Source organism: Paenibacillus sp. WC2504 (genome assembly GCF_052682475.1).
Genome location: NZ_JBQZFH010000001.1, coordinates 913041 through 933178, shown reverse-complemented (window position 1 = coordinate 933178; position 20138 = coordinate 913041). Strand labels below are relative to the sequence as shown.

The following is a 20138-nucleotide window of genomic DNA, read 5'->3' as shown; positions in this document are numbered from 1 at the left end:
AGGAGGAACGCTGCTTTGAGTCTACAGCATACTTTTTCGACTGGGATGATTTGGGAGCCCCTTTATAAGTGGCATATACCAGCCCATCCGGTTGAAGTCCAGCTTTTCCGATCGCAGCCGGTACGCCGTTTGAAGTTTTTGCATCACTTCGGAGCTTCCGCGCTTTTTTCGCCAATGACCCATTCACGGTTCGAGCACACTGTTGGTGTGTGGTCCTTGATGGCCCATTTTTGCCCGGACGAGCCCTTGCTTCGCATAGCTGCACTTTTGCATGACATCGGCCATTTGCCCTTTTCGCATGCGGTGGAACGAACACTCGGTTATGACCACCATCAACATACAGAGCGACTGATCCTGAACGGACTCGTTGCCGACATCCTGACTGAGCATGGCATCTCTCCAGCAGCGATTGTATCCATTTTGAATCAGGACAGCCCTTTAACGAACAAAACTTCCTTGATGGGCCTTGATCATCTGGACAGTTTTTTGCGGGATACGCATTATGCCGGGCTGCAGCTCATGCCGCCTTCCGATCTCGTCCGTAAGCTGCGCCTTCGCGGCAATTATATAGAAACAGATGAAGAAACGGCAGCTGCGCTTATTCATGCGGTCGTGGAGGACCACCGTATTTTCCTTAGCCCTCCCTTCCTTGCCATGGATGCGCTGCTCGCCAAAGCGGTGGCTCATCACTGCGAAACGAACCCGGGTATGAAAGAAAAGCTTCCATCCCTTTTGGATCATGAGCTCATTCAGGAGCTGCTGCAAAGTGCAAACCCGGTGGCTAAGGACACGATGCATGTTTTAATGTACGAACCCCATCGCATTCAGATTACGGAAGAGCCGGTGAAGGGCAGTATTGAAGTCAATATTCGTAAAATATACAAGAAACAGCCGCTGATCGGCGACAAACCGGCTTCGGAAACAAGTTTCCAGGCCGCCGTGAAATTAGAAGAGCTTCAATCTCTTTCAGCTACTTATTTTTTTAACATATAGTCATACATCCATTCGATCCTAGATCTTCAGAGGGGACTGGCCCAGCTTGGCAAAATTATATTTCCGTTATGGTACGATGAACAGCGGCAAATCCATTGAAGTACTGCGCGTTGCGCATAATTATGAAGAACAAGGTAAAAAAGCGCTCCTCCTGACATCCGTCGTTGATGACCGTTTTGGTGTTGGCAAGGTCGTATCCCGAATCGGCATGCAAAAAAATGCCATTGTGGTAGACGATACTTTGGACATGGTTGAACTGGCGCAAATAGAGTCTCCTAACTGTATCCTTGTGGACGAGGCGCAATTCTTAACCAAAGGACAGGTCGCGCAATTGATCACGATTGTTGATGACTTGAACATCCCTGTTATCGCATATGGCTTGCGGGCGGACTTCATGGGGCAACTCTTTGAAGGAAGCATGGCACTGATTGCGGCGGCGGATACGATTGAGGAAATTAAAACGGTCTGCTGGTATTGCGACAAGAAAGCGATCATGAACATGCGCTGCAAGGATGGAGAGCCTATCTTCCACGGTGAGCAGATTCAAATCGGCGGCAATGAAAGTTATGTCCCTGTCTGCCGCAAATGCTACGCATCGAAGCTGAAAGCAACGCTTAACTGTTAACTTGTAGGGATTTCCCCGCAAATTACGTCTAATCTATGAATAAGATTGATATGGTTGTCAAAGAAAGGTGAGTTCCTTGCGAAAAAAACGGATTTTGCTCTTATCTGAGGGCTTCGGGAAAGGTCATACACAAGCTGCACACGCACTTTCCGTTGAGCTGAGACAAAACTCATCGGAAATTATTACACGCGTTCTTGAGCTCGGCGCATTTTTGCACCCTACCCTTGCACCTTGGATCTTCTCGGCATACCGCCGCACGGTTACTTCACAACCCAAACTCTATGGTATGCTTTACCGCAATCAATATGAAAAGTCACTGGGCCGCTTTGCAGGACTCTTCCTGCACCGGATGTTTTATTCCCAAACCAAAGCGATTATCAAACAGCTCAAGCCGGATATTATCGTGTGTACGCACCCTTTTCCAAGCGCGATCGTTTCACGATTGAAACGCGCCGGACTTACGGTGCCTTTGTTCACCGTGATTACCGATTACGATGTCCACGGTGCATGGATTGACTCTGCCGTAGACAAATACCTGGTTTCGACGCCGAAGGTGCAAGAGCGTCTCATCGCCCGCGGCGTACCGGAGACGAACATCGAAGTTACAGGCATCCCCGTCCACCCTGACTTCCATCTCGAGCATAGCAAAGTGCAGACCCGCAAACAGTTCGGGCTTAACGCCATGCCTACAGTGATGGTAATGGGCGGCGGTTGGGGTGTTTTTAAGAAGGAAGAAAAAGAAGAATTGTTAACGTATTTAGCCGGCTGGAGCAAGGATATACAGCTTCTCATCTGTCTCGGGACGAACGAGAAAGCACGCCAGCAGCTGTTAGAGGAAGAGATTTTCCGGCAGCCGAACATCCATCTGATTGGGTACACCAATGAGATTAATAAACTAATGGACATTTCGGACCTATTGATCACCAAACCTGGTGGGATGACCTGTACCGAAGCTATGGCCAAAGGCATTCCGATGCTGTTCTACAGCCCCATTCCCGGACAGGAAGAAATGAATTGCCAATATTTTCAGGATCAAGGTTACGGTCAAATGATTACATCTCTCGAAATGGTCGATCACTGGTTCAAGCTGTTGCTGGAGCAGTATCCCGAGCTTTCGAAACGCCGCATCACGATCCGCAAGCATCAGAAATTCGGCGCCCAAGATTGCTCCAGAGCGATCATTCAGTATTTAAAGTTATCCGATCAACGTCCCTATCGGCAGGCATCAACAACAACACCGCTCATACAATGGTATTAACCATGTATAGGGCGGTGATTTTTTTTGGACCCCTTGAAACGATTCGGCAAGCAGGCTATCTTTGTTTATTTGCTCGCATGGTTCATCGGCAGTCTCTGGATGATGGCCGTACTCGGCAGCGGGTCCGTTCAGGGGAAACTATTAGGCATTGACGTAAGCCGGTATCATGAGTATGCCTGTTTTGGCTTTGCCGGCGCATTGGGCGGGGCCTTGTACGGCCTGAGGATGTTCCACGAACATTATCATGACTTGACTTCGCAGTGGATGTACTGGTATTTCATGAGGCCTATCCTCTGTTTCGGTTCAGCGATCATCACCATCGTCTTGTTCGAGAGCGGCATTATGCTGCTGCAGGTCGGCGATTCCATGTCGGCACGCATTTCTATCGCTTTTTTGACCGGTTATGGGTATGGTAAATTTATGGAAAAAATCAAGGCGCTTACGACTACCTTCTTCAATGGGAATGGAACTACAAACGGAAACGGAAATGGGAATGGCAACGGAAGTGAACCGCCGAAATCTTGAATTCCTTTCAGGAGAATTGGAAACGCTACTTGTACCAAATCAACGAAGGAGACATCATGAGAATCATTGCAGCTTTGTGTATTTGCTTGTTTTTGATGCAGCCAGTAGCAGCCAGCGCCGCCCCTAAGAAAGACCGTAGCTACTATGAAAACCGTGGAGAAATTGTCTGGGAAGTGAATACGGATGAGAAAGTGATCGCTCTTACTTTCGATGACGGTCCGCATCCCAAGTATACGGCGCAAGTTCTAGAACTGCTTAAGCAGTATGACGCGAAGGCAACCTTTTTCGTCGTCGGCAACAAAATTCAGCTCTATCCCGATGTGCTGGAACAAACAGCTCGAGAAGGTCATGAGATTGCTAATCATACATACAGCCATGCCTACATCGGGCGGAATACCAATATCAAGAAAGAGCTGAATACGACGGAGGATCTGATTGTTGGAAAAACAGGGCAGCGGTCACAATTGTTCCGTCCGCCTGGGGGCTTCTACAACGAACGACTTGTGTCCGTTGTCAAAGATGAGGGCTACAAAATGATCATGTGGAGCTGGCAGCTGGATACGAAGGATTGGGATACACCGGGGGTCAATCGCATTGTGAACACAGTGCTGAAAAATGCAAAAAATGGGAACATCGTTTTGTTCCATGACTATATTGAAGGCCCGACGCAAACCATCGCCGCCTTGAAGATTATTTTGCCTGAATTAAAAAACAGGGGATACAAGTTAATCACCGTATCGGAGCTTCTTGGCTATAACAAGGCCATCCCCGCGAAAATTCATTAAGACAGCACACGCTTGGCCTTAACAAAGCGATCTTTCCAAACAGCATCAAGCTCCGAGATCGTTACGCCGATGCCTGTACGGAAGGTATGCAGGATAAGTCCGTTACCCATATAGACCGCCACATGGCCGATCTGTTCGGTACCTTCTTTGTTTTTGCGCTTGGGAGTCGTGAAAAACACGAGATCACCCTCGCGCAATTCGTTCATGGACACCTCGGTCCCTCGTTCACTTTGCTGACCTGTATCGCGAGGCAAGTTTACCTCTTGGGTCGCAAACAGGTATTGGAGAAAGGAAGAACAGTCGAATGCATCGGTTTGACCTCCCTTCGCTCCGAATACGTAAGGGGTACCAAGGAAGCTCATTCCTTTGATAATGAGAGGGTCAGCTTTACGTTTCCACATTTCATCCTTACTATCGGAAGTCGCCTTTTGTTCGTATTGTTCTTTGATTTTCACAATCTCAGCGGAGGCGAGATTCACCTTCTTCACACCCGGAACGGGGTCATCTCCCTCTCGAACCTGCTCTAACGCAGGCTTATTTATAGAAGGCGTCGCAGAAATGACCACAGCTGGTGCCTGGCTTGCCTGTGGTGGTGCCAAGTTCTCTTGTACCTCTGTCGTTGTAGCTGGAGCCGCTGCCGTGGGAGTCTCTTCTTCACCAGTCCCAGGCAGTATCACAGGTGGCGATAAGCTTGGGGCTGCTGCTTTGGGCGTCGCTGAAGGTTTCGCTATTGGCTTCGCTGTCCGAGCCGGGGATGACGTGGAAGGTGCTGTCTCTACCGTACTTTTTGTTATAGGTACTGCTGAGGGGGTTGGTTCCGGGGTTGCCGATTCAGCTGGAAGTGCTGGTGGTGCCGGTTCTGTTGGTATGGTTTGATGATCGTTCGTATTCGTCAATGCCGCGTTCAGCGCCATGTTTTCCGGATTTTTCACAGTAAAACCAATAAGTACGGCAAGTGCGATGACTAGCGTAGAAATCGTATATTTAGGGGCTAGCATGTCTGACCTCCTGTGTATGTGCAGATATAGCAAGTCTATACATACCATTCTACCACCACTTCCGTGGTTAGGGGGTCGTAACCGTTGGAATTTCATGGATGAGAAAAAGCCTTACCGTTAGCCATCAGCTTCCGGTAAGGCTTTTTTTTTTGTTATTTCGGTGCATCGAAGGTATGCGCCTTCGTCCAGTTCACACCACCTGTGCCGGTGGTGTACATCACGCTCGGCTGCTCATTGTCATTCGTGATCAGCCAGCCTTGATTCGCATCTGCCATGCCCAGCAGAAGCTCGCCGTAGCCGGTGAACGTCTCTTTGCCGTTCACCCAGGTTTTGCCGCCGTCCTTCGTCCATCCGACGGAGTTCGGCTTGTCGCAGCTCGGGCATTGGCCGCCCATGAAGGCTACGTCGGGACTTACGACGTAGAGCGGCCCGGGCTTCGAGCCCGTGTTCTTCGGGCCTGCGGTATCACCTGCAGGGATGCCGGGGGCCGGCCCGCCTCCAGCGGTGCTGTTCGCGAGCACCGTCTGCCAGGTCTTCCCGCCGTCCTTCGTGTGGAACAAGGAATACGAGGTTTGGGTCATCCCTGACTCCCCGATCAGCTCAATCCAGGCATCGTTCGCTCCGGCGGAACGAATCACAGTGCCAGTGAGGCCCGCGGCACTTTTGCGGGACATTACGCTGTTCCACGTTTTGCCTCCATCCTGGGTTCTCATCACTTCCACTGTGTCTTTTCCTTGCTTGACGGCCCACCCGTTACTCGCATCATGGAAATAAGCATCTCCTGTAATACCGTCAGGTACAGGCATATTCGTCCACTTCACGCCGCCATCCACGGTGTGAGCATTCCCGCTGAACGCTTCCCTTTTCGATACAAAATGAAAGAAGGCGGCGTTCGGCATTTGACCGACAGATGCCCAATGTTGGCCTCCGTCCTTGGTGCTCAGCAAGCTGCCTTCCTTCCCGACACTCGCCCAAGCTTCTTTTCCATTCAAAGCAAACAATTGTTTGACATCGCCTTTGCCCTCATATTGAACCTGCCACTTAGCACCGCTGTCATCCGTATGAGCAATCCACCCGTGACCGCCAATCCATCCGGATTTGGCATCCGCCAAGCGAACAGCCGTCACTCCCGTCATAGCAACTTTCGATGGTTTATCACTGGTTCCGGAGACGGGTGTGCCAGAGGGAGTTGCCGTTTGATCCGTTGGTTGTACGGTTGGTTGTGAACTTGTAGTCGCTGTCGGCTGAGGTGAATCGGACACGCTCACAGCCCCGTTCGTCGTTCCGGACGACTCGCATCCGGCAAGCGTCATAGCAGCTAACGCCAATATAGGTACATATTTTTTCAACATCCAAATCACTCCTTTCACTTCTTGTACTGCGCCATTCTTCCCTATAGACGTAATTTTTTCTAAAAAAGTTGAGTACGGGAACATCCTGCCTACACCCAATTTTATACCCAAATTTAGTATGTCCTGCATCAGGGAATTCATTGGCTAATTTTTGCAAATGAATAAATTAGGCATGACTCCTCTTCTTTTCGAATACAATCCAATCAAGGAGGGGGGACTTTTATTACGGAAAGGAAGAGGATCGGTTGAGATTCATATGGGGTAAAAAAGAATTAACCTTCATGATCATTCCGGGCGCCAACCGCCGTACCGTAAGATTTAAGCTTCCGCACAGTAGCTTGTATATTGTGCCTAGCGTGATCCTGCTCGTGCTGATTGGTTTTTTTGTCACGATTTACTTTATGAATACCTACTCCCATCAAACGAAAGAAAACTTGCAGCGAACGTTCGATGGACAAGAACGCCAACTAGTTAATCAAATTACACTTAAAGATAATGAACTTGAGCAGCTTCAAGCTAATTTGATTGACTTATCCCAGCAAGCAGATGAGTTTAAGAGCAAGCTCGAAGAAATTAAGAAACTAGATCATGTCATACAGTTAATGAGCGAATCAGAAGAACCAAACAGGACAAGCAAAAAGTTGTCCGCATTAAGTGACTCTACTGCCAACTCGGATGTTGGCGGCAACGAGGTCCCGGTCACTTCACAGGAAGTGACTCAGCTTGTGAGCAATACCAAACAAGGGCTTTCTACCTTGGTCGGGGATATCAACGCACTGCTTGTTAATCTCAGCGAGTCGGAAGCGCGATTGAAGGAAGCCGACTATTTAAGGAGCATCACGCCAACCCTCTGGCCCATCACCACGCATAGTCTTACTTCCGGTTTCGGCATCCGCAAAGATCCCTTCACAGGTAAGCCATCCATGCATACGGGCCTTGACCTCGACGGCGAGTTAGGCGATCCCGTTTATGCAACTGCTTCAGGCAAAGTGATCGAAGCCAGCTTCGACAATGAGTACGGCAACCGTATTATTGTCGATCATTCGCGCGGCATTCAAACCGGTTATATGCATCTGAATAAAATGCTCGTGAAACGCGGAGAATCAGTAACAAAAGGTCAACTGATCGGCCTGCTTGGTTCCACAGGGCGAAGCACGGGTTCCCATCTGCATTACGAGGTACAGAAAAACCGTGTCCCCATTGACCCCACCCCTTATCTAATAAGCAATAGAAAGGATGAACGCTAATGCTTGGAAGCTCGAAACCGAAGCGCATAGATACGAAAACAACGGACACGTTAATCGGGGCAAGTACCATCTGCGAAGGAAAAATTATGTCCGAAGCCAGCCTTCGTATTGAAGGCCAGCTGCATGGCGACATTGAATGCGCAGGCGATATCACCATTGGCGAAAATGCTGTCGTCCAATCCAACATCCAAGCGCGCGACGTCATCATTGCCGGCAAAGTGAAAGGCAACATACAGACCAAAGGCAAGCTCCTCGTCACCAGCTCCGGCGTGCTGGTGGGCAACATCGATGTCCGCTCCTTCATTGTTCAGGAGGGCGGGATTTTCCAAGGCAGCAGCGCGATGCAAATCGCTTCCGTGAGCGACAAAAGCGGCGGCGGCAAGGTCATCGACGCGCAGGCGCATAAGCAGCAGAAAAACGAGCAGCAAGCTGCTTCCGGCGGAAATTAATAAGGACTGTCCTCCAAAGAAGTAAAGTTTCTTTGGGGGACAGTCCTTATTTGTGTTTTCCTAGGGAACTACAGGGCCTAAACCAATTTCTTCTCCAGCTCCAACAAGTTGGCTAAGCTGATAGCCAGACTATCCATTGGACTGCCTGGGCAATAATCCTGCTCAACAGCGAACCATTCAACGCCATTTTGCAATCCCCATGCTAGAATAGGTGCAAAATCGATGATTCCTGTGCCGATCTCGGCAAAATATTGTTTTCCGTCAGAGGTCATATCCTTCAAATGAAGAATCGGCATACGGAACGCGTAGTTACTGATGAAAGAAAGCGGGTCTTGACCTGCTTTTTGGACCCAATACGTATCGATTTCCGGATAAACAGCCGGGTCTTCGAGCAGATATTCAAGCGCAAACTTTCCATCCATCGTCGTATGAAATTCAAAGTCATGATTGTGGTAACCGACCCGATAGCCTGAGCCGCTCACCACAGAAGCAACTTGATGCAAATCGTTGCGCACGCTGAGGTAGCCTTCCGGATTTTGCAGGCCATTCGGCAGGGAATGACAGATGATATCCCGGGTATCGAATAGCCTGGCTTCCTCCAATACAGCCTCAAGATCGTGTTTCATCCGCTCTAAGCCTACATGCATGCCTGCCGTACGCAGGCCGGTTTCCTTCATCACAGCCGCAATGTCCGCGGCGGGATACCCGTGCAATCCGTCGATTTGGACGGCTGCCCACCCCATCTTTTTCAACTCTCTTAACACGCCCGGAAAATCCTGTTTAAGTTCGTTTCTTAACGTATACAACTGGGCTGCCAGCTTCTGTCTAATCATTTCGCAGCTTCCTCCCGTTCTAGATTTAACCACGCAAGCTCCTCCGGCGTAAACGGAATATGCATAGCTTCTATTGAAGTTTGCAGTTCTTCAGGATTTTTCGGACCGATGATTGCACAAGTCGGAAAAGACTGATTCAGCACATAGGCTAATGCAATTTGAATGGGGCTGACGCTTTTTTCCGCGGCAAGTTTGGCTGCACGACGGTACCGCTCCCAATTATCATCGCTATAATAAACCCTTACCATTTCAGAATTTTCGTGATTGTCCGGCGTAAAATGGCCGGAGAAAAAACCTCCTGCCTGCGAGGACCACGCAAGGAGCGGCAGTTGATTGCCCCCATGCCATGCGCAGGTGTCAGCATCGGCCGATACACAGCCTTCCCATCTGGGCTCTTTCGGCTTAGCAAGGCTTAGATTCGGGCTGCTGAACGTAAACCCTATCAATCCATGGGAAGCAGCATATTCATTCGCTTGCTGAATACGCCCAAAGGACCAGTTGGAAGCTCCGATAGCCCGGATGCGTGATGCTTGAATGTGCTCATTCAATTCTTCCATGATCGGACCTACCGCTGTATCAGGATCATCGCGATGGAGGGCGTACAAGTCGACATATTCCGTCCCTAATCTGTCCAGACTCTCCAGCAGATCCTTTCGAATGGCCTGTGGATTCACCCGCGGACCGGGGCTGCCATCGTCATGATGAGCACCCTTGGTGAGAATGACAACCTTCTCCCGCAGCTGCTTTTCCTCCAGCCACTGGCCGAGAATAACCTCTTTATTCCGATATTGATGAGCTGTATCGAAGGTATTGCCGCCTGCGCGTATATAAGCATCCAGCATCATCCGCTGCGGTTCCTCCAATTTCCTCAAATCCCCAGTGCCCATGATCAAGCGGGAAATGGCTTTGTCTACACCTTGTATGTGCATCTTCTGCATTCAAAATCCTCCTCACCTGTTTTGCCTGATAAAGGCTTCCAGCCCTTCACGGTCTGGCGTGCCCGTACTCCCGCCGTAAGCTCCAACTGACAAAGCTCCGCATACATTGCCGTACAGCAGACATGTCTCCACATCTAACCCCGTCAAAAAACCATAGATATAACCGGCGTTAAACGAATCCCCTGCTCCTGTCGTATCGACGGCTTCCACCGGGAATCCGGGGCTCATCGTTTGCAAGCCGTCTTTCATCGCTGCGGCTCCTTGTGAGCCAAGCTTAATGACAACATGAGGACTGAAGCCCGACATATAGCTTAAACTATCCTCGATGTACTCAAATCCTGTATAATGACGGGCCTCCGTTTCGTTCATCAGGAAAACATCCACATGCTGCATCAACTCAAAAACACCCGAATACCATTCTCCGGTATCATCCCAACCTACATCGCAAGAAAGGGTAGCTCCCGCTTCCTTCAATCGCTTAGCCATGGCCACGAATTCGGTGTGGTTGCGCCGCCCTCTGTAGCCGGTAACATGCACATGCCTGCCTAACGCGATTTGCCCTAAATCCAGTTCCTCTACATGCAGTTCAGCATTGGATCCCACATAGGTAATAAAAGAACGGTCCAGCTCAGGATTAATGGCAATTGTGATTCCTGTCCGACTTGTTTCGCTTGTTCGGACCATACTGGTATCGATACCATATCCAACAAAACGTTCCCGGATATAATGACCGTAGCCATCATTTCCAAGAATACCGTCAAATGCAACATGCAGCCCTAGCTTAGCTAACGCAATTGTAAATAAAGCTGCGCCTCCGCCCACATGCATCATCATGTTATCTACGAAAATTTCTTGTCCAGGTTGAGGGATTTGATTACAGCCCACTACCACGAGATCAATATTGACATCGCCGATGACTACCGCATCAAACTTCTTCACGCCGCTCTCCCTCTTCCGCTCTGTTCTCTGCCTATCTCTCTTTTTGATATACCTTACAGCTATCGCGAACGACGAGCTTGTGTTTCAGTACCAAATCTTCCCGCGGACTGGAGCCGGGATTCGAGATGATGTCAATCATCGTATTTACCGTAATTTTCCCCATCTCCTGAATGGGCTGCTCCATAGAGGACAACCGCGGTCGTACGAGTTCTGTCAGTTGGCTTCCATCAAATCCGATAATCGATATATCGTCAGGGACTTTAAGCTGATGGTCATGTATACAGTTCATAGCGCCTACCGCCATATCGTCACTCACTGCAAATAAAGCGGTGGGACGAGGTTCACAGGCCAGCAGTTCCTTCATCATGTCATATCCGCTTTGCGTCTTATAGTCGCCAAATCGGATATAATCGTTGATGATTCTGACCGATTGATCCTTCAGGGCATTCCGGTACCCTACGTAACGATTCTGCCCGGAGGTAACGTCTCGCATATCCCCGCCTATAAAAGCAATCCGCTCATGACCGAGCTCAGTTAAATACTTGGTCGCATCATAGGCTGCCTCGTAATCATCGATAATGACAGAAATGAACTTATGATCGACAGGTCTTACACTTGAAAAAATGATCGGAATATCCAATTTATGAATAAAATTGCGAATTTCTTCGCTTAACTTTTCATGCATAATAATGATGCCGTCTACACGCATCTCATGAAATACATTCAAATATTTCAGTTCTTTATCCGTATCCTCGATAATGTTGCAGACCAGCAGGTTGTAATCATTCAAACTCGCCGTTTCCTCGATGCTGCTCAAGATCGTCGAATAGAAGCTTGAGGTTAGATCGGGAACAATCACTCCAATCAGGTTCGTTTTCTTCCGCACCAAGCTTCTCGCGATATGGCTGGGCGCATAACCAAGCTCGTCAATCGCTCGTTTCACTTTGGCCTTCAGATCGTCCTTCACGTACTTCTCTCCGTTTAATACTCTGGAGACCGTGGTGACGGATACTCCCGCTTTTTGGGCTACATCTTTGATTTTGGGCGCCATGATTATCATCCTTCCTTACTCGCAACATGAACAGTTTTCTCTGTAGTCGACAGAACCATATTTATACATTTTATCACACATTGGGCATGGCGAAGATCATCAATTATTCGGCTGCAAGCCGTTTATTCTTTGACCGATCCGATCATAGCTCCCTTTGCAAAATATTTCTGTATAAATGGATATGCCGCAATAATGGGCGCCACAACTACAATAATCGTGGCCATCTTCAGAGAATCACCCGTTAGCTGCATCCGCTCCAGCATTTGAAACTGGGACGAACCTGCTGCCTGCATCAGGGACTCCCGAATAGCATCCTGTTTGGTCAGCATCTCTTGCAGCAAGGTGGATAACGGTCTCAGTGATGCGGTTCTGACATAAAAAGCACCTGTGAACCAGTCATTCCAATGACCCACTGCCGTAAACAAGGAGATTGTGGCCAGCACAGGCTTGCTTAACGGCATGATGATTCGCATAAAAATGCCGAAATCGCTGCAGCCATCCAGCTTCGCCGACTCCTCCAGGCTGATGCTGATTTGTTGGAAAAACGTACGCATGATGATCAAATTCCACGCGCTATACAGGCCCGGAAGAACATAGACCCAGATGGTGTTCGTCAAATGCAAGCTTTTGAGCAGCATATAATAAGGAATAATGCCGCCGGAGAACAGCATGGTAAAGAAAACCATCAGCGTAAAAAATCGGACGCCCGGCATCGTCTTGCTTTTTAGCGTATACGCAGCCATGGCTGATAGAAATACGCCGGCAATCGTACCCAAAGCCGTACGAAATATAGAAATGGCAAAGGCTCTGCCGATATTAGCCGATGTAAACACTTCACGGTAATTTTCCAGCGTCCATACGCGGGGCCAGAAATAGATACCCCCTCTTTCGGCATCCTTACCAGCGTTAAAGGAAAGCGCCAATATATTCAGAAAAGGAAGCACGATGGATAAGCACAGGAGAATAATCAGGGCATAATTAACGAACTTAAATATTTTCTCGCCTGCTGAGAGCTTATAGAATTCATTTCCCACGTTAATCTCTCCCCATACTAGAAGTGCGCTCCCGCTATTCCTGCAGGAGCGCCAGCCTCCTAACTCAGCTTTGGACTATTTGAGAATGACTTTCGTTTTAGGATCGCTGTCTTTTTTCTGAAGCAGCGCTTCGAATTGATCCAAGCCCGCTGCTTGCAGCTGCTTTTTCGAAGCATCTAGAATTTTCTGCGCTTCATCCATGCTTTTGGCGTAAAATGCGCGAATGATGCTTTCATTGTAGTTCGTTAAAGCCGTCTTCAACTCATTGCCCGTTGGAAGCTCGTTAATGAAGGAGAGAGGGCGATAACCATCGTTGATATTGGCGTTTTTCTTTTTCTCATCGTAGCCCCAGTAATCGGCAATTTTCAGCGGTGTCGCATTCGCTTCCGGAGAGACCGCATCGGCATACTGCATTTCGCCGAAATCACCCAGTCTGTTGATATCCGTACTGCCGAGATAACCTCCCCAGCCATTGCCTACGCCGTCAAAGCCCAATTCTTTGGCCGCCTTCGGATCCTTGTTGCGAAGCTCCAGCACTTCTTTTTTGACTAATGGATTGCCTTTGGCATCCAACGTATAGTCCCTTCCTTCCAGACCGTACTGCCAGATCAGCTTCCCTTCGCGACTGGCCAGGAAATCTGCAAATTTGACGACGTCTTGCGGATTTTTCGTTGTTTTTGGAATCGACCAGGCCATATACCCGCTCTTAAAATCAACGTTCATCCGATATGTCCCATCCACAGAATTAATAGGCCCTAGCGGGATGTAACTCATATCCTTATTGAACTCCAGATAGTTATGCATATCGCCGATAATACCAAATGATCCGTTAATAGCTCCCTCCGTTGCTTTGTTCTCCTGCATGGCGTAGTAATCCGGCACCATCAATTTCTCCTTCAGAAGCTTCTGAACAAATTCAATGCGCTTTAGCGGATACTCCGTTTTGCTTTCATGAACAATTTTGCCGTCCTTATTCTTGTCGAAGCCTTGATCAATGGCCCCCCAGGTTAAACTGCTGAATAACGTGCCGTTCTCATGATTGCTGTTTCCCCAGTAGCGAGGGCCAATCGGCGTAATATCCTTACCGTTTTTATCCTTGAAGTTGCCTTCTTTGATCTTTTGAGCAAGCTCATACACTTGATCGGTTGTGTTAATCGTTCGTGGATCAACGTTCAGCTTCTCGGCAATGTCTTTACGAATGTAAGGACCGGAAACATACTTGCGCTCTTCGTAGCCGCCTTCTCTTGGGACGTTCATATGGACAAAATAGCTCGAGCCGTTAAATTCTGGCCGGAACATCACACCGTTTTTCGTATCCAGCGGTAAATACTTATCATCCAAATACTTGCTGAACACCTTGGTCCCTTTTATAAGAGGAGTTAGATCTGTTAACATGTCTTCTTTGGCTGCTTTCAAAATGACGGGCATTTCCGGGCGGCCGCTGTTGTTCAGATAATAAACGATGAAGTCCGGCAAATCATTGGAAGCCAGCCCTGCAATGAGTCCATCAATCGCATGCTGCGAATTTACACCTTCCATTTGTAGCGTAATCCCTGTCATTTCCTTTACTTTTTTAGCAATCTCCGGGTTGATATCTTTCGTTATGTCATCGCTGTCAATAAACAGTAGTCCTTTAATGGTTCGGTCTGCAATCCAAGTTGCGGGCTTACCGCTGCTGGCAGATGAAGGTGTCGTAGAAGCCGAGTCCCCTCCTGCCGCAGGCTGAGTGGAGCTTTCACATCCTGCTAGCAGCAAGCTTGCTGCCAAGGGCATGGTCACCCATTTAACCCATCTTTTGCTCATCCAATACTCCCCTTTTCCATTAAATATTATGAATAACACCTGGCGGTGATCTTCAACACATCAACTGTCGAAAAGTGAAAGATTCTGGTATCGCTACCATATTGACTCGTCAAAGAACTTTTTTGAAGCTCGGTTCGCAGCCACAACAAGGATTAATCCAATTATGCCTTGCATTAAACCAACAGCTGTCGCATAGCCGTACTGTCCATTTTGAAGCCCTACCCGAATGATGTAGGTATCTAGAATATCCGCCAATTCCATATTGCCGGGAGTTCGCATGAGATAAATTTGATCAAACCCTGCCTGCAAAATATTGCCTAGCGATAAAATAAACAGAATGGAAATCGTTAAGCGAATACCTGGCAAAGTAACGTGCCAGATTTCGTGCCACTTATTAGCGCCATCTATTTTGGCGGCCTCGTGCAGTTCAGGATTAATGCCTGCTATAGCGGCCAAATAAATGATAGAGTCCCAACCAATACTTTGCCAAATATGACTGCCAAACATGAGAGGATAAAAGTATTTGCTTTCCATCATGAAAAACGTACTTCCATCTCCGCCAAAAAATCGGATCACCTCGTTGAGCAGTCCTGTATCCGGAGCAAGAATCCGCTGCATGAGGCCGATCACAATAACCCATGAAAGGAAATGCGGCAGATACGAAATGCTCTGGGCGATTCCTCGGAATCTCCGATGTCTGATCTCATTAAACATTAAGGCAAGCAGAATTGGAAAAGGCAATCCTATGAAAACTTTAATGCTGCTAATAATCAATGTGTTTTTAATAAGTTTCCCGCTTTGATAGTCGTTAAAAAATGCCTTGAAATACGTGAGTCCCACCCATGGACTGCCCAGTATCCCTTTGTTAAACTGATAATTCTTAAAAGCCAGCATCAATCCGCCCATAGGGATATACGAGAAAATAACGAAAAATACAAGACAGGGAAGGAGCATAAAGTATAAATGCTTGTGCTGTCGTATTCGTTTTCCCAGATCAGCATTTCTCTTCTTCACCGCAGTGCTGACAATAGCTTGCGGCAGATTCGTTTCCATGTCATGACCACCTTCCTAAGACATTTTCATTCTTTCTGGTATCGATTCCAGATTAGTGTCAAATAGAATCCTCATGATGAGGATTAGGTGTAGGAAAGCGGTTTCTGGAATCGCTTCCATATGGAATTAATCTCAGTATAGATGAGTTGGTTATATTTGGCAACGACTTTTTTTGAGGTTAAAAAAAGCCCGTATCCATCCAACGTTCGGATCGACACAGGCTTCTTGTTCTTACTTTCCATTCTTCACTTCTTCGAGCATGGATAAATCAACAAACTTACTGAGATCGAGCTCATTTTCCTTAATGCCCTTAATATATCGAGCAGCAATCGAGACCCTCGCCATCTCTTCCATCACTTTGACATCAACGTCCGTGGTGAGCTTCAGTCGGCTAAGCGAGGCTTTGATCAAGCCTTTGTCCATCCCTTTACCGCTATACTGCTTCAGCTGGTTGTTAATGAGCTCATAGGCTTGCTCCGGGTTGTTTTGAATGAACGCGATGCCGTCCATGTTGGCTTTGATCGCGCCTTTTACAATATCCCGATGGCGCTGAATCATTGAATCGCTCGCCACCATAATGACCGTCGGATAATCGCCGTTATTCGGCGGGATTGCCTGCCAATCGACGACGACCTTGCCGAGCCCGGCCTTCTCGATCTGCGTCCCCCATGGCTCGGGAACGAGCGTCGCGTCAATTTCCTTCTGCCGGAAGGAAATCAGCGCATCCGACGGGGAGCGCACGATAAGATGTGCGCTCCCCGCCTCTCGACCTAAAGAGATGCCTTCCTGCTGCAGCAGCATCCGCAGTGAAATCTCATTCGTATTCCCTTTGGACGGGATCGCAATCGTTTTATCCACCAAATCTTTAACGCCATTAATTCCTGCGCCATTACGGGCAACAAGCACCGCGCCGCCATTATTGGAGCCGGAAACGACCCGATAGTTCCCACTTTTTAGAAAAAACGTTGTCGCAGGTCCCGGACCTACGAATCCTACATCGATATCACCTGTCGCCATCGCAATGGATAAGTCAGATCCGTTATCGAAGGCCGTGACCTCGATCTTCACGTCATCGCCCCACTCTCGGGCGAAATAACCATTTTCGAGTGCGATATAGGCTGCGGCATGAGTGACATTTTTAAAAACACCAACCCTGACCACCTGCGGCTTACCGGAAGCTGTAAGCTTTTCCTCGCAGGCGCTCAGCATCGTAATAACGAGCAAAAGCAGCAGCAGCATCCATGCATTTTTTCTCATGCGATCCGCTCCCTGCTAAGACTTCGAGCCGGCGAGGCCGTAGCGCTCCAGCACTTTATCTTCCAGTTTCTTAAAGCAGAAATGGTCAGAGACCGTACCCAATACAGCGATAATGATGACGATACACAGCATCAGTGAAGTGTCGCCCAAATTACGCCCGTCCTGAAGCAACTGTCCGAGCCCCGCCCCTTTGGCAATAAGTTCCCCGGCAACAAGGGCGCGCCAAGCAAAAGCCCAAGCCGTACGCACCCCGTTGATCAAATGCGGGAAAGCAGCTGGAATCATGACCTGCACGAACATTTTATACCCGTTGCCTGTTCCCATCGTCTGCGCAGCGCGCAGGTAAATCGGCGGAATGTTCTTGATTCCTGTGCGGCTTGCGAGCGCCATTGTCCAGGTTGCGCCAAGCGTCGTAATGAAAATAACCGAAGATTCGTTAAGACCGAACCATATAATAGCAAAAGGCAGCCAAGCAATACTTGGAATCGTCTGCAGCGAAACGACCAGGAAACCAAGCGTATCATCCAGCAGACGGTACCGCGCGAATAAGAAACCTAATGTCGTCCCAATCGCAAGCGATAGGGCGAAGGAAATCAATAGCCGGATCATACTGGCTAGAGTCGCTGCAAGCAGCTCGCCATGCACCAATCCGTCATAAAAAGCTTGCAGCGTCTGGGTCGGCGAAGGAAATTTCCAGCCCCAATTAAACAGCCTAAATCCCGCCTCCCAAGCTATCAGAAGCAGTACCAGAAAAATCGTTCTTTTTAATGCGGTACTCATCGCCCGTCTCCTCCCTTACCACCTTCTCAAGCTCATCCGCCAGCGCGTCCATGGCTGCATTCTCTACATGGTGCAGCAGCGTATCTGCGGCATCCCGTGGTCTTGCCGCCTGCACGATGAACTCCTTTTTAATCGTGCCAGGGCGTGTGGACATGACGACTACACGATCTGAGAGGATAACCGCTTCCCGGATATTATGGGTGATGAAAAGAATCGTTTTACGCGTCCGCATCCAGATTTCTTCCAATTCCTTATGCAAAATAAGGCGAGTCTGCTCATCTAAAGCCGCAAACGGCTCATCCATCAGCAAAATCTCAGGATCCATCGCCAGCGCTCTGGCAATTGCCGCCCGCTGCTTCATCCCGCCCGATAGCTCATGCGGGTAACGATCTGCGAAGCGGCTGAGATGCACCGCTTTGATTTGCTCCATGGCGAGCTCGTGGCGCTCTTTTTTGGGAATCCCCTTCTGCTTGAGGCCAAAAGCCACGTTGTCCAGAACCGTAAGCCACGGAAACAGACCGTGTTCTTGGAACACAACCACGCGGTCGGCCCCAGCGCCGGCAACCTTTTTACCATTCACTTCAATCGTGCCTTCACTTTGCGTATCGAAGCCTGCAACGAGGTTCAGCACCGTCGATTTCCCGCAGCCGGATGGCCCCAGAATGGAGACGAACTCCCCTTTTTTTATCGTTAATGTGATATTGTCCAGCGCCTTATAATTGCCGCCGATTCGCTGTACGAACGTCTTGCTGACACCTTTAATCTCGATCAAAATGCTTCCCCCCACTCGGGTATATCCCGTAGTCGTTTCCTTTAAAACAGCATCTTTAATCCTGCCAGACCAAGCCCGATGATAAATCCGCAGATCGCACCGTTAACACGAATCCACTGTAAGTCCTTGCCAATCTTATCTTCCATCAGCTGAGTCAGCTTCTCGTTATCGAATTTATCCAGGTTCTCTTTGACAAGCTGACCGATTTTACTATGATTTTTCTCCAAATAAGAAGCAATCTGCTCCTGCACCCAGATCTCGCCGCGCTGCAGCAAAGCTTCATTCTCCTTCACGGATGCAAGCACATTCCGAAGGATCGGAACGACATGGACAGGGACAAAATCAGGCTGGTCCACAAACTCTTCAGCTCTAGCTTTCAGACGTACAAGAAGTGCAGACAGCTTCGCATCCATTTCGAACATATCAGGCAGCTTCGTTTTGAGTGATTCCAGCTCGGCCAAGAGTTTCGGATTTCTCTCCAGCTTATTTAGTTCATTCCGAATGAAGGAAAGCACAGCCTCCCTGCGCGGGTGCTGTTTCATGCGCATTTGTTCAATATAGGAAAGCAAGAAATTCTGGATAATGCCCCCGATCTTCTCCTCATTGACCATCCCGATGAACGCATTCACGGCAAACGCCATGAAGCCATTGGACTGCAGCCCCTCGAACGCCTTAAGCGCCATAGCCCCAAGCTGATCACGGGTCTCTGATTTGAATGCCCAAGCTTCCACTTTATCGAGGACAAAATCAAACGTCTTGCCGTCATAACCGCCATCCTTGACTGTATCGACAAGCGCGCGAACCAAGCGGCTCGTATCCACGTCCTGGAGCGCCTTGCTAATCTCATCCGCCAGCAGCGGTGTTAATTTTTCAAGATCAATAGCGGATAATGCTTGTTTGGCAAGCGCACTCAGGCCTTTGTGAAGCGCCTCGCTATCCAGATGGCTTTCCGCCAGCTCCAGCCCTCTTTCAAGAAAACGAATTTGCTGCAAACGGGCGCGGATGGTTTCTTTGGAAAGCAGCTCATTTTGAACCGTGGAGACAAGGGCGTTCGTAATTTTCTCGCGATTCTTCGGCAGCAGCGCCGTATGCGGAATCGGAATGCCCATCGGGTGACGGAACAAGGCGCTAACCGCGAACCAGTCCGCCAAACCGCCCACAACCCCAGCTTCGAAACCGCCTTGCAGGAAATCTCCCCAAACCGTGGAAGCTACAGGAATTGTAGCCAAAAAGCCTGCTCCCATCACACCTAAGGAGACCGTTGCTATATACTTTGCTTCTTTTTTCATCGTCATAACATCTCTTTCTTTCTCGATTTTCAATCACTATTCGTTCTATTTTACCACAAATTCCGACGAAAGCTGTTCTCGAACCTTAATCCGTTGAATACACTTCGGTATGTGAAATATCGGCAAGGCTTGGCCCGAAGTTAAGAGACCTAGGAGG

General features: G+C 48.7%; 20 protein-coding genes. 7 read left to right on the top strand and 13 right to left on the bottom strand.

What is annotated here, in order from left to right; all coding sequences use genetic code 11:
- Positions 1–15 precede the first annotated feature (15 nt).
- The 5 genes from ACUN27_RS04240 (at position 16) to ACUN27_RS04220 (ending at position 4186) form a co-directional block, all read left to right on the top strand.
- A complete protein-coding gene (locus ACUN27_RS04240; RefSeq protein ID WP_445558428.1) occupies positions 16–993 on the top strand; it encodes an HD domain-containing protein in 978 nt (325 codons plus the stop codon).
- 46 nt (positions 994–1039) lie between these two features.
- A complete protein-coding gene (locus ACUN27_RS04235; RefSeq protein ID WP_445558427.1) occupies positions 1040–1618 on the top strand; it encodes a thymidine kinase in 579 nt (192 codons plus the stop codon).
- Positions 1619–1694: 76 nt separating this feature from the next.
- Positions 1695–2876: an MGDG synthase family glycosyltransferase gene (locus tag ACUN27_RS04230; protein ID WP_445558426.1), complete on the top strand. Its 1182-nt coding sequence runs from the start codon at positions 1695–1697 to the stop codon at positions 2874–2876.
- 24 nt (positions 2877–2900) lie between these two features.
- Positions 2901–3401 (top strand): hypothetical protein, encoded by a 501-nt coding sequence (locus ACUN27_RS04225; protein WP_445558425.1) that lies wholly within the window; start codon positions 2901–2903, stop codon positions 3399–3401.
- A gap of 56 nt (positions 3402–3457) precedes the next feature.
- Positions 3458–4186, top strand: coding sequence for a polysaccharide deacetylase family protein (locus ACUN27_RS04220; RefSeq protein WP_326061615.1), 729 nt, complete (start codon positions 3458–3460; stop codon positions 4184–4186).
- Here the strand turns inward: ACUN27_RS04220 and ACUN27_RS04215 are convergent.
- Together ACUN27_RS04215 and ACUN27_RS04210 are read right to left on the bottom strand one after the other, a co-directional pair.
- Complete coding sequence (locus tag ACUN27_RS04215) at positions 4183–5184, bottom strand: NlpC/P60 family protein (RefSeq protein ID WP_445558424.1); 1002 nt, start codon at positions 5182–5184, stop codon at positions 4183–4185. The two genes, ACUN27_RS04220 and ACUN27_RS04215, sit on opposite strands and share 4 nt — an antisense overlap.
- Positions 5185–5336: 152 nt before the next feature.
- Entirely contained in the window at positions 5337–6536 is a 1200-nt protein-coding gene (locus tag ACUN27_RS04210) for a YCF48-related protein (protein WP_445558423.1), read from the bottom strand.
- A gap of 245 nt (positions 6537–6781) precedes the next feature.
- Between ACUN27_RS04210 and ACUN27_RS04205 the strand changes: the two genes are divergently transcribed.
- A complete protein-coding gene (locus ACUN27_RS04205) occupies positions 6782–7783 on the top strand; it encodes a M23 family metallopeptidase (protein ID WP_315953102.1) in 1002 nt (333 codons plus the stop codon).
- Positions 7783–8232 (top strand): bactofilin family protein, encoded by a 450-nt coding sequence (locus ACUN27_RS04200; protein WP_315953101.1) that lies wholly within the window; start codon positions 7783–7785, stop codon positions 8230–8232. The genes ACUN27_RS04205 and ACUN27_RS04200 overlap by 1 nt, the downstream gene beginning before the upstream one ends.
- Positions 8233–8309: 77 nt before the next feature.
- On the opposite strand, the gene ACUN27_RS04195 is transcribed toward ACUN27_RS04200, so the two are convergent.
- The 11 genes from ACUN27_RS04195 to ACUN27_RS04145 form a co-directional block, all read right to left on the bottom strand.
- Entirely contained in the window at positions 8310–9065 is a 756-nt protein-coding gene (locus ACUN27_RS04195; protein ID WP_315953100.1) for a sugar phosphate isomerase/epimerase family protein, read from the bottom strand.
- On the bottom strand, positions 9062–10003 hold the full coding sequence (locus ACUN27_RS04190) for an aldo/keto reductase (RefSeq protein ID WP_445558422.1): 942 nt from the start codon (positions 10001–10003) through the stop codon (positions 9062–9064). The genes ACUN27_RS04195 and ACUN27_RS04190 overlap by 4 nt, the downstream gene beginning before the upstream one ends.
- A 12-nt stretch (positions 10004–10015) precedes the next feature.
- Complete coding sequence (locus ACUN27_RS04185; RefSeq protein WP_315953098.1) at positions 10016–10942, bottom strand: carbohydrate kinase family protein; 927 nt, start codon at positions 10940–10942, stop codon at positions 10016–10018.
- 31 nt (positions 10943–10973) lie between these two features.
- Positions 10974–11993, bottom strand: coding sequence for a LacI family DNA-binding transcriptional regulator (locus ACUN27_RS04180; RefSeq protein ID WP_315953097.1), 1020 nt, complete (start codon positions 11991–11993; stop codon positions 10974–10976).
- Between the two features lie 122 nt (positions 11994–12115).
- Positions 12116–13027, bottom strand: coding sequence for a carbohydrate ABC transporter permease (locus tag ACUN27_RS04175; RefSeq protein WP_315953096.1), 912 nt, complete (start codon positions 13025–13027; stop codon positions 12116–12118).
- 75 nt (positions 13028–13102) lie between these two features.
- Positions 13103–14830 carry an extracellular solute-binding protein gene (locus ACUN27_RS04170; protein ID WP_315953095.1) on the bottom strand — a complete coding sequence of 576 codons (1728 nt, stop codon included), beginning with the start codon at positions 14828–14830 and terminating at the stop codon, positions 13103–13105.
- Between the two features lie 93 nt (positions 14831–14923).
- Positions 14924–15883: an ABC transporter permease gene (locus ACUN27_RS04165; protein ID WP_315953094.1), complete on the bottom strand. Its 960-nt coding sequence runs from the start codon at positions 15881–15883 to the stop codon at positions 14924–14926.
- A gap of 231 nt (positions 15884–16114) precedes the next feature.
- On the bottom strand, positions 16115–17140 hold the full coding sequence (locus ACUN27_RS04160; protein WP_315953093.1) for an ABC transporter substrate-binding protein: 1026 nt from the start codon (positions 17138–17140) through the stop codon (positions 16115–16117).
- 15 nt (positions 17141–17155) lie between these two features.
- Entirely contained in the window at positions 17156–17920 is a 765-nt protein-coding gene (locus ACUN27_RS04155) for an ABC transporter permease (protein ID WP_445558421.1), read from the bottom strand.
- On the bottom strand, positions 17853–18692 hold the full coding sequence (locus ACUN27_RS04150; RefSeq protein WP_445558420.1) for an ABC transporter ATP-binding protein: 840 nt from the start codon (positions 18690–18692) through the stop codon (positions 17853–17855). Before ACUN27_RS04150 ends, ACUN27_RS04155 begins: the two co-directional genes overlap by 68 nt.
- 41 nt (positions 18693–18733) lie before the next feature.
- On the bottom strand, positions 18734–19981 hold the full coding sequence (locus tag ACUN27_RS04145) for a DUF445 domain-containing protein (protein ID WP_445558419.1): 1248 nt from the start codon (positions 19979–19981) through the stop codon (positions 18734–18736).
- Between the last annotated feature and the right edge of the window lie 157 nt (positions 19982–20138).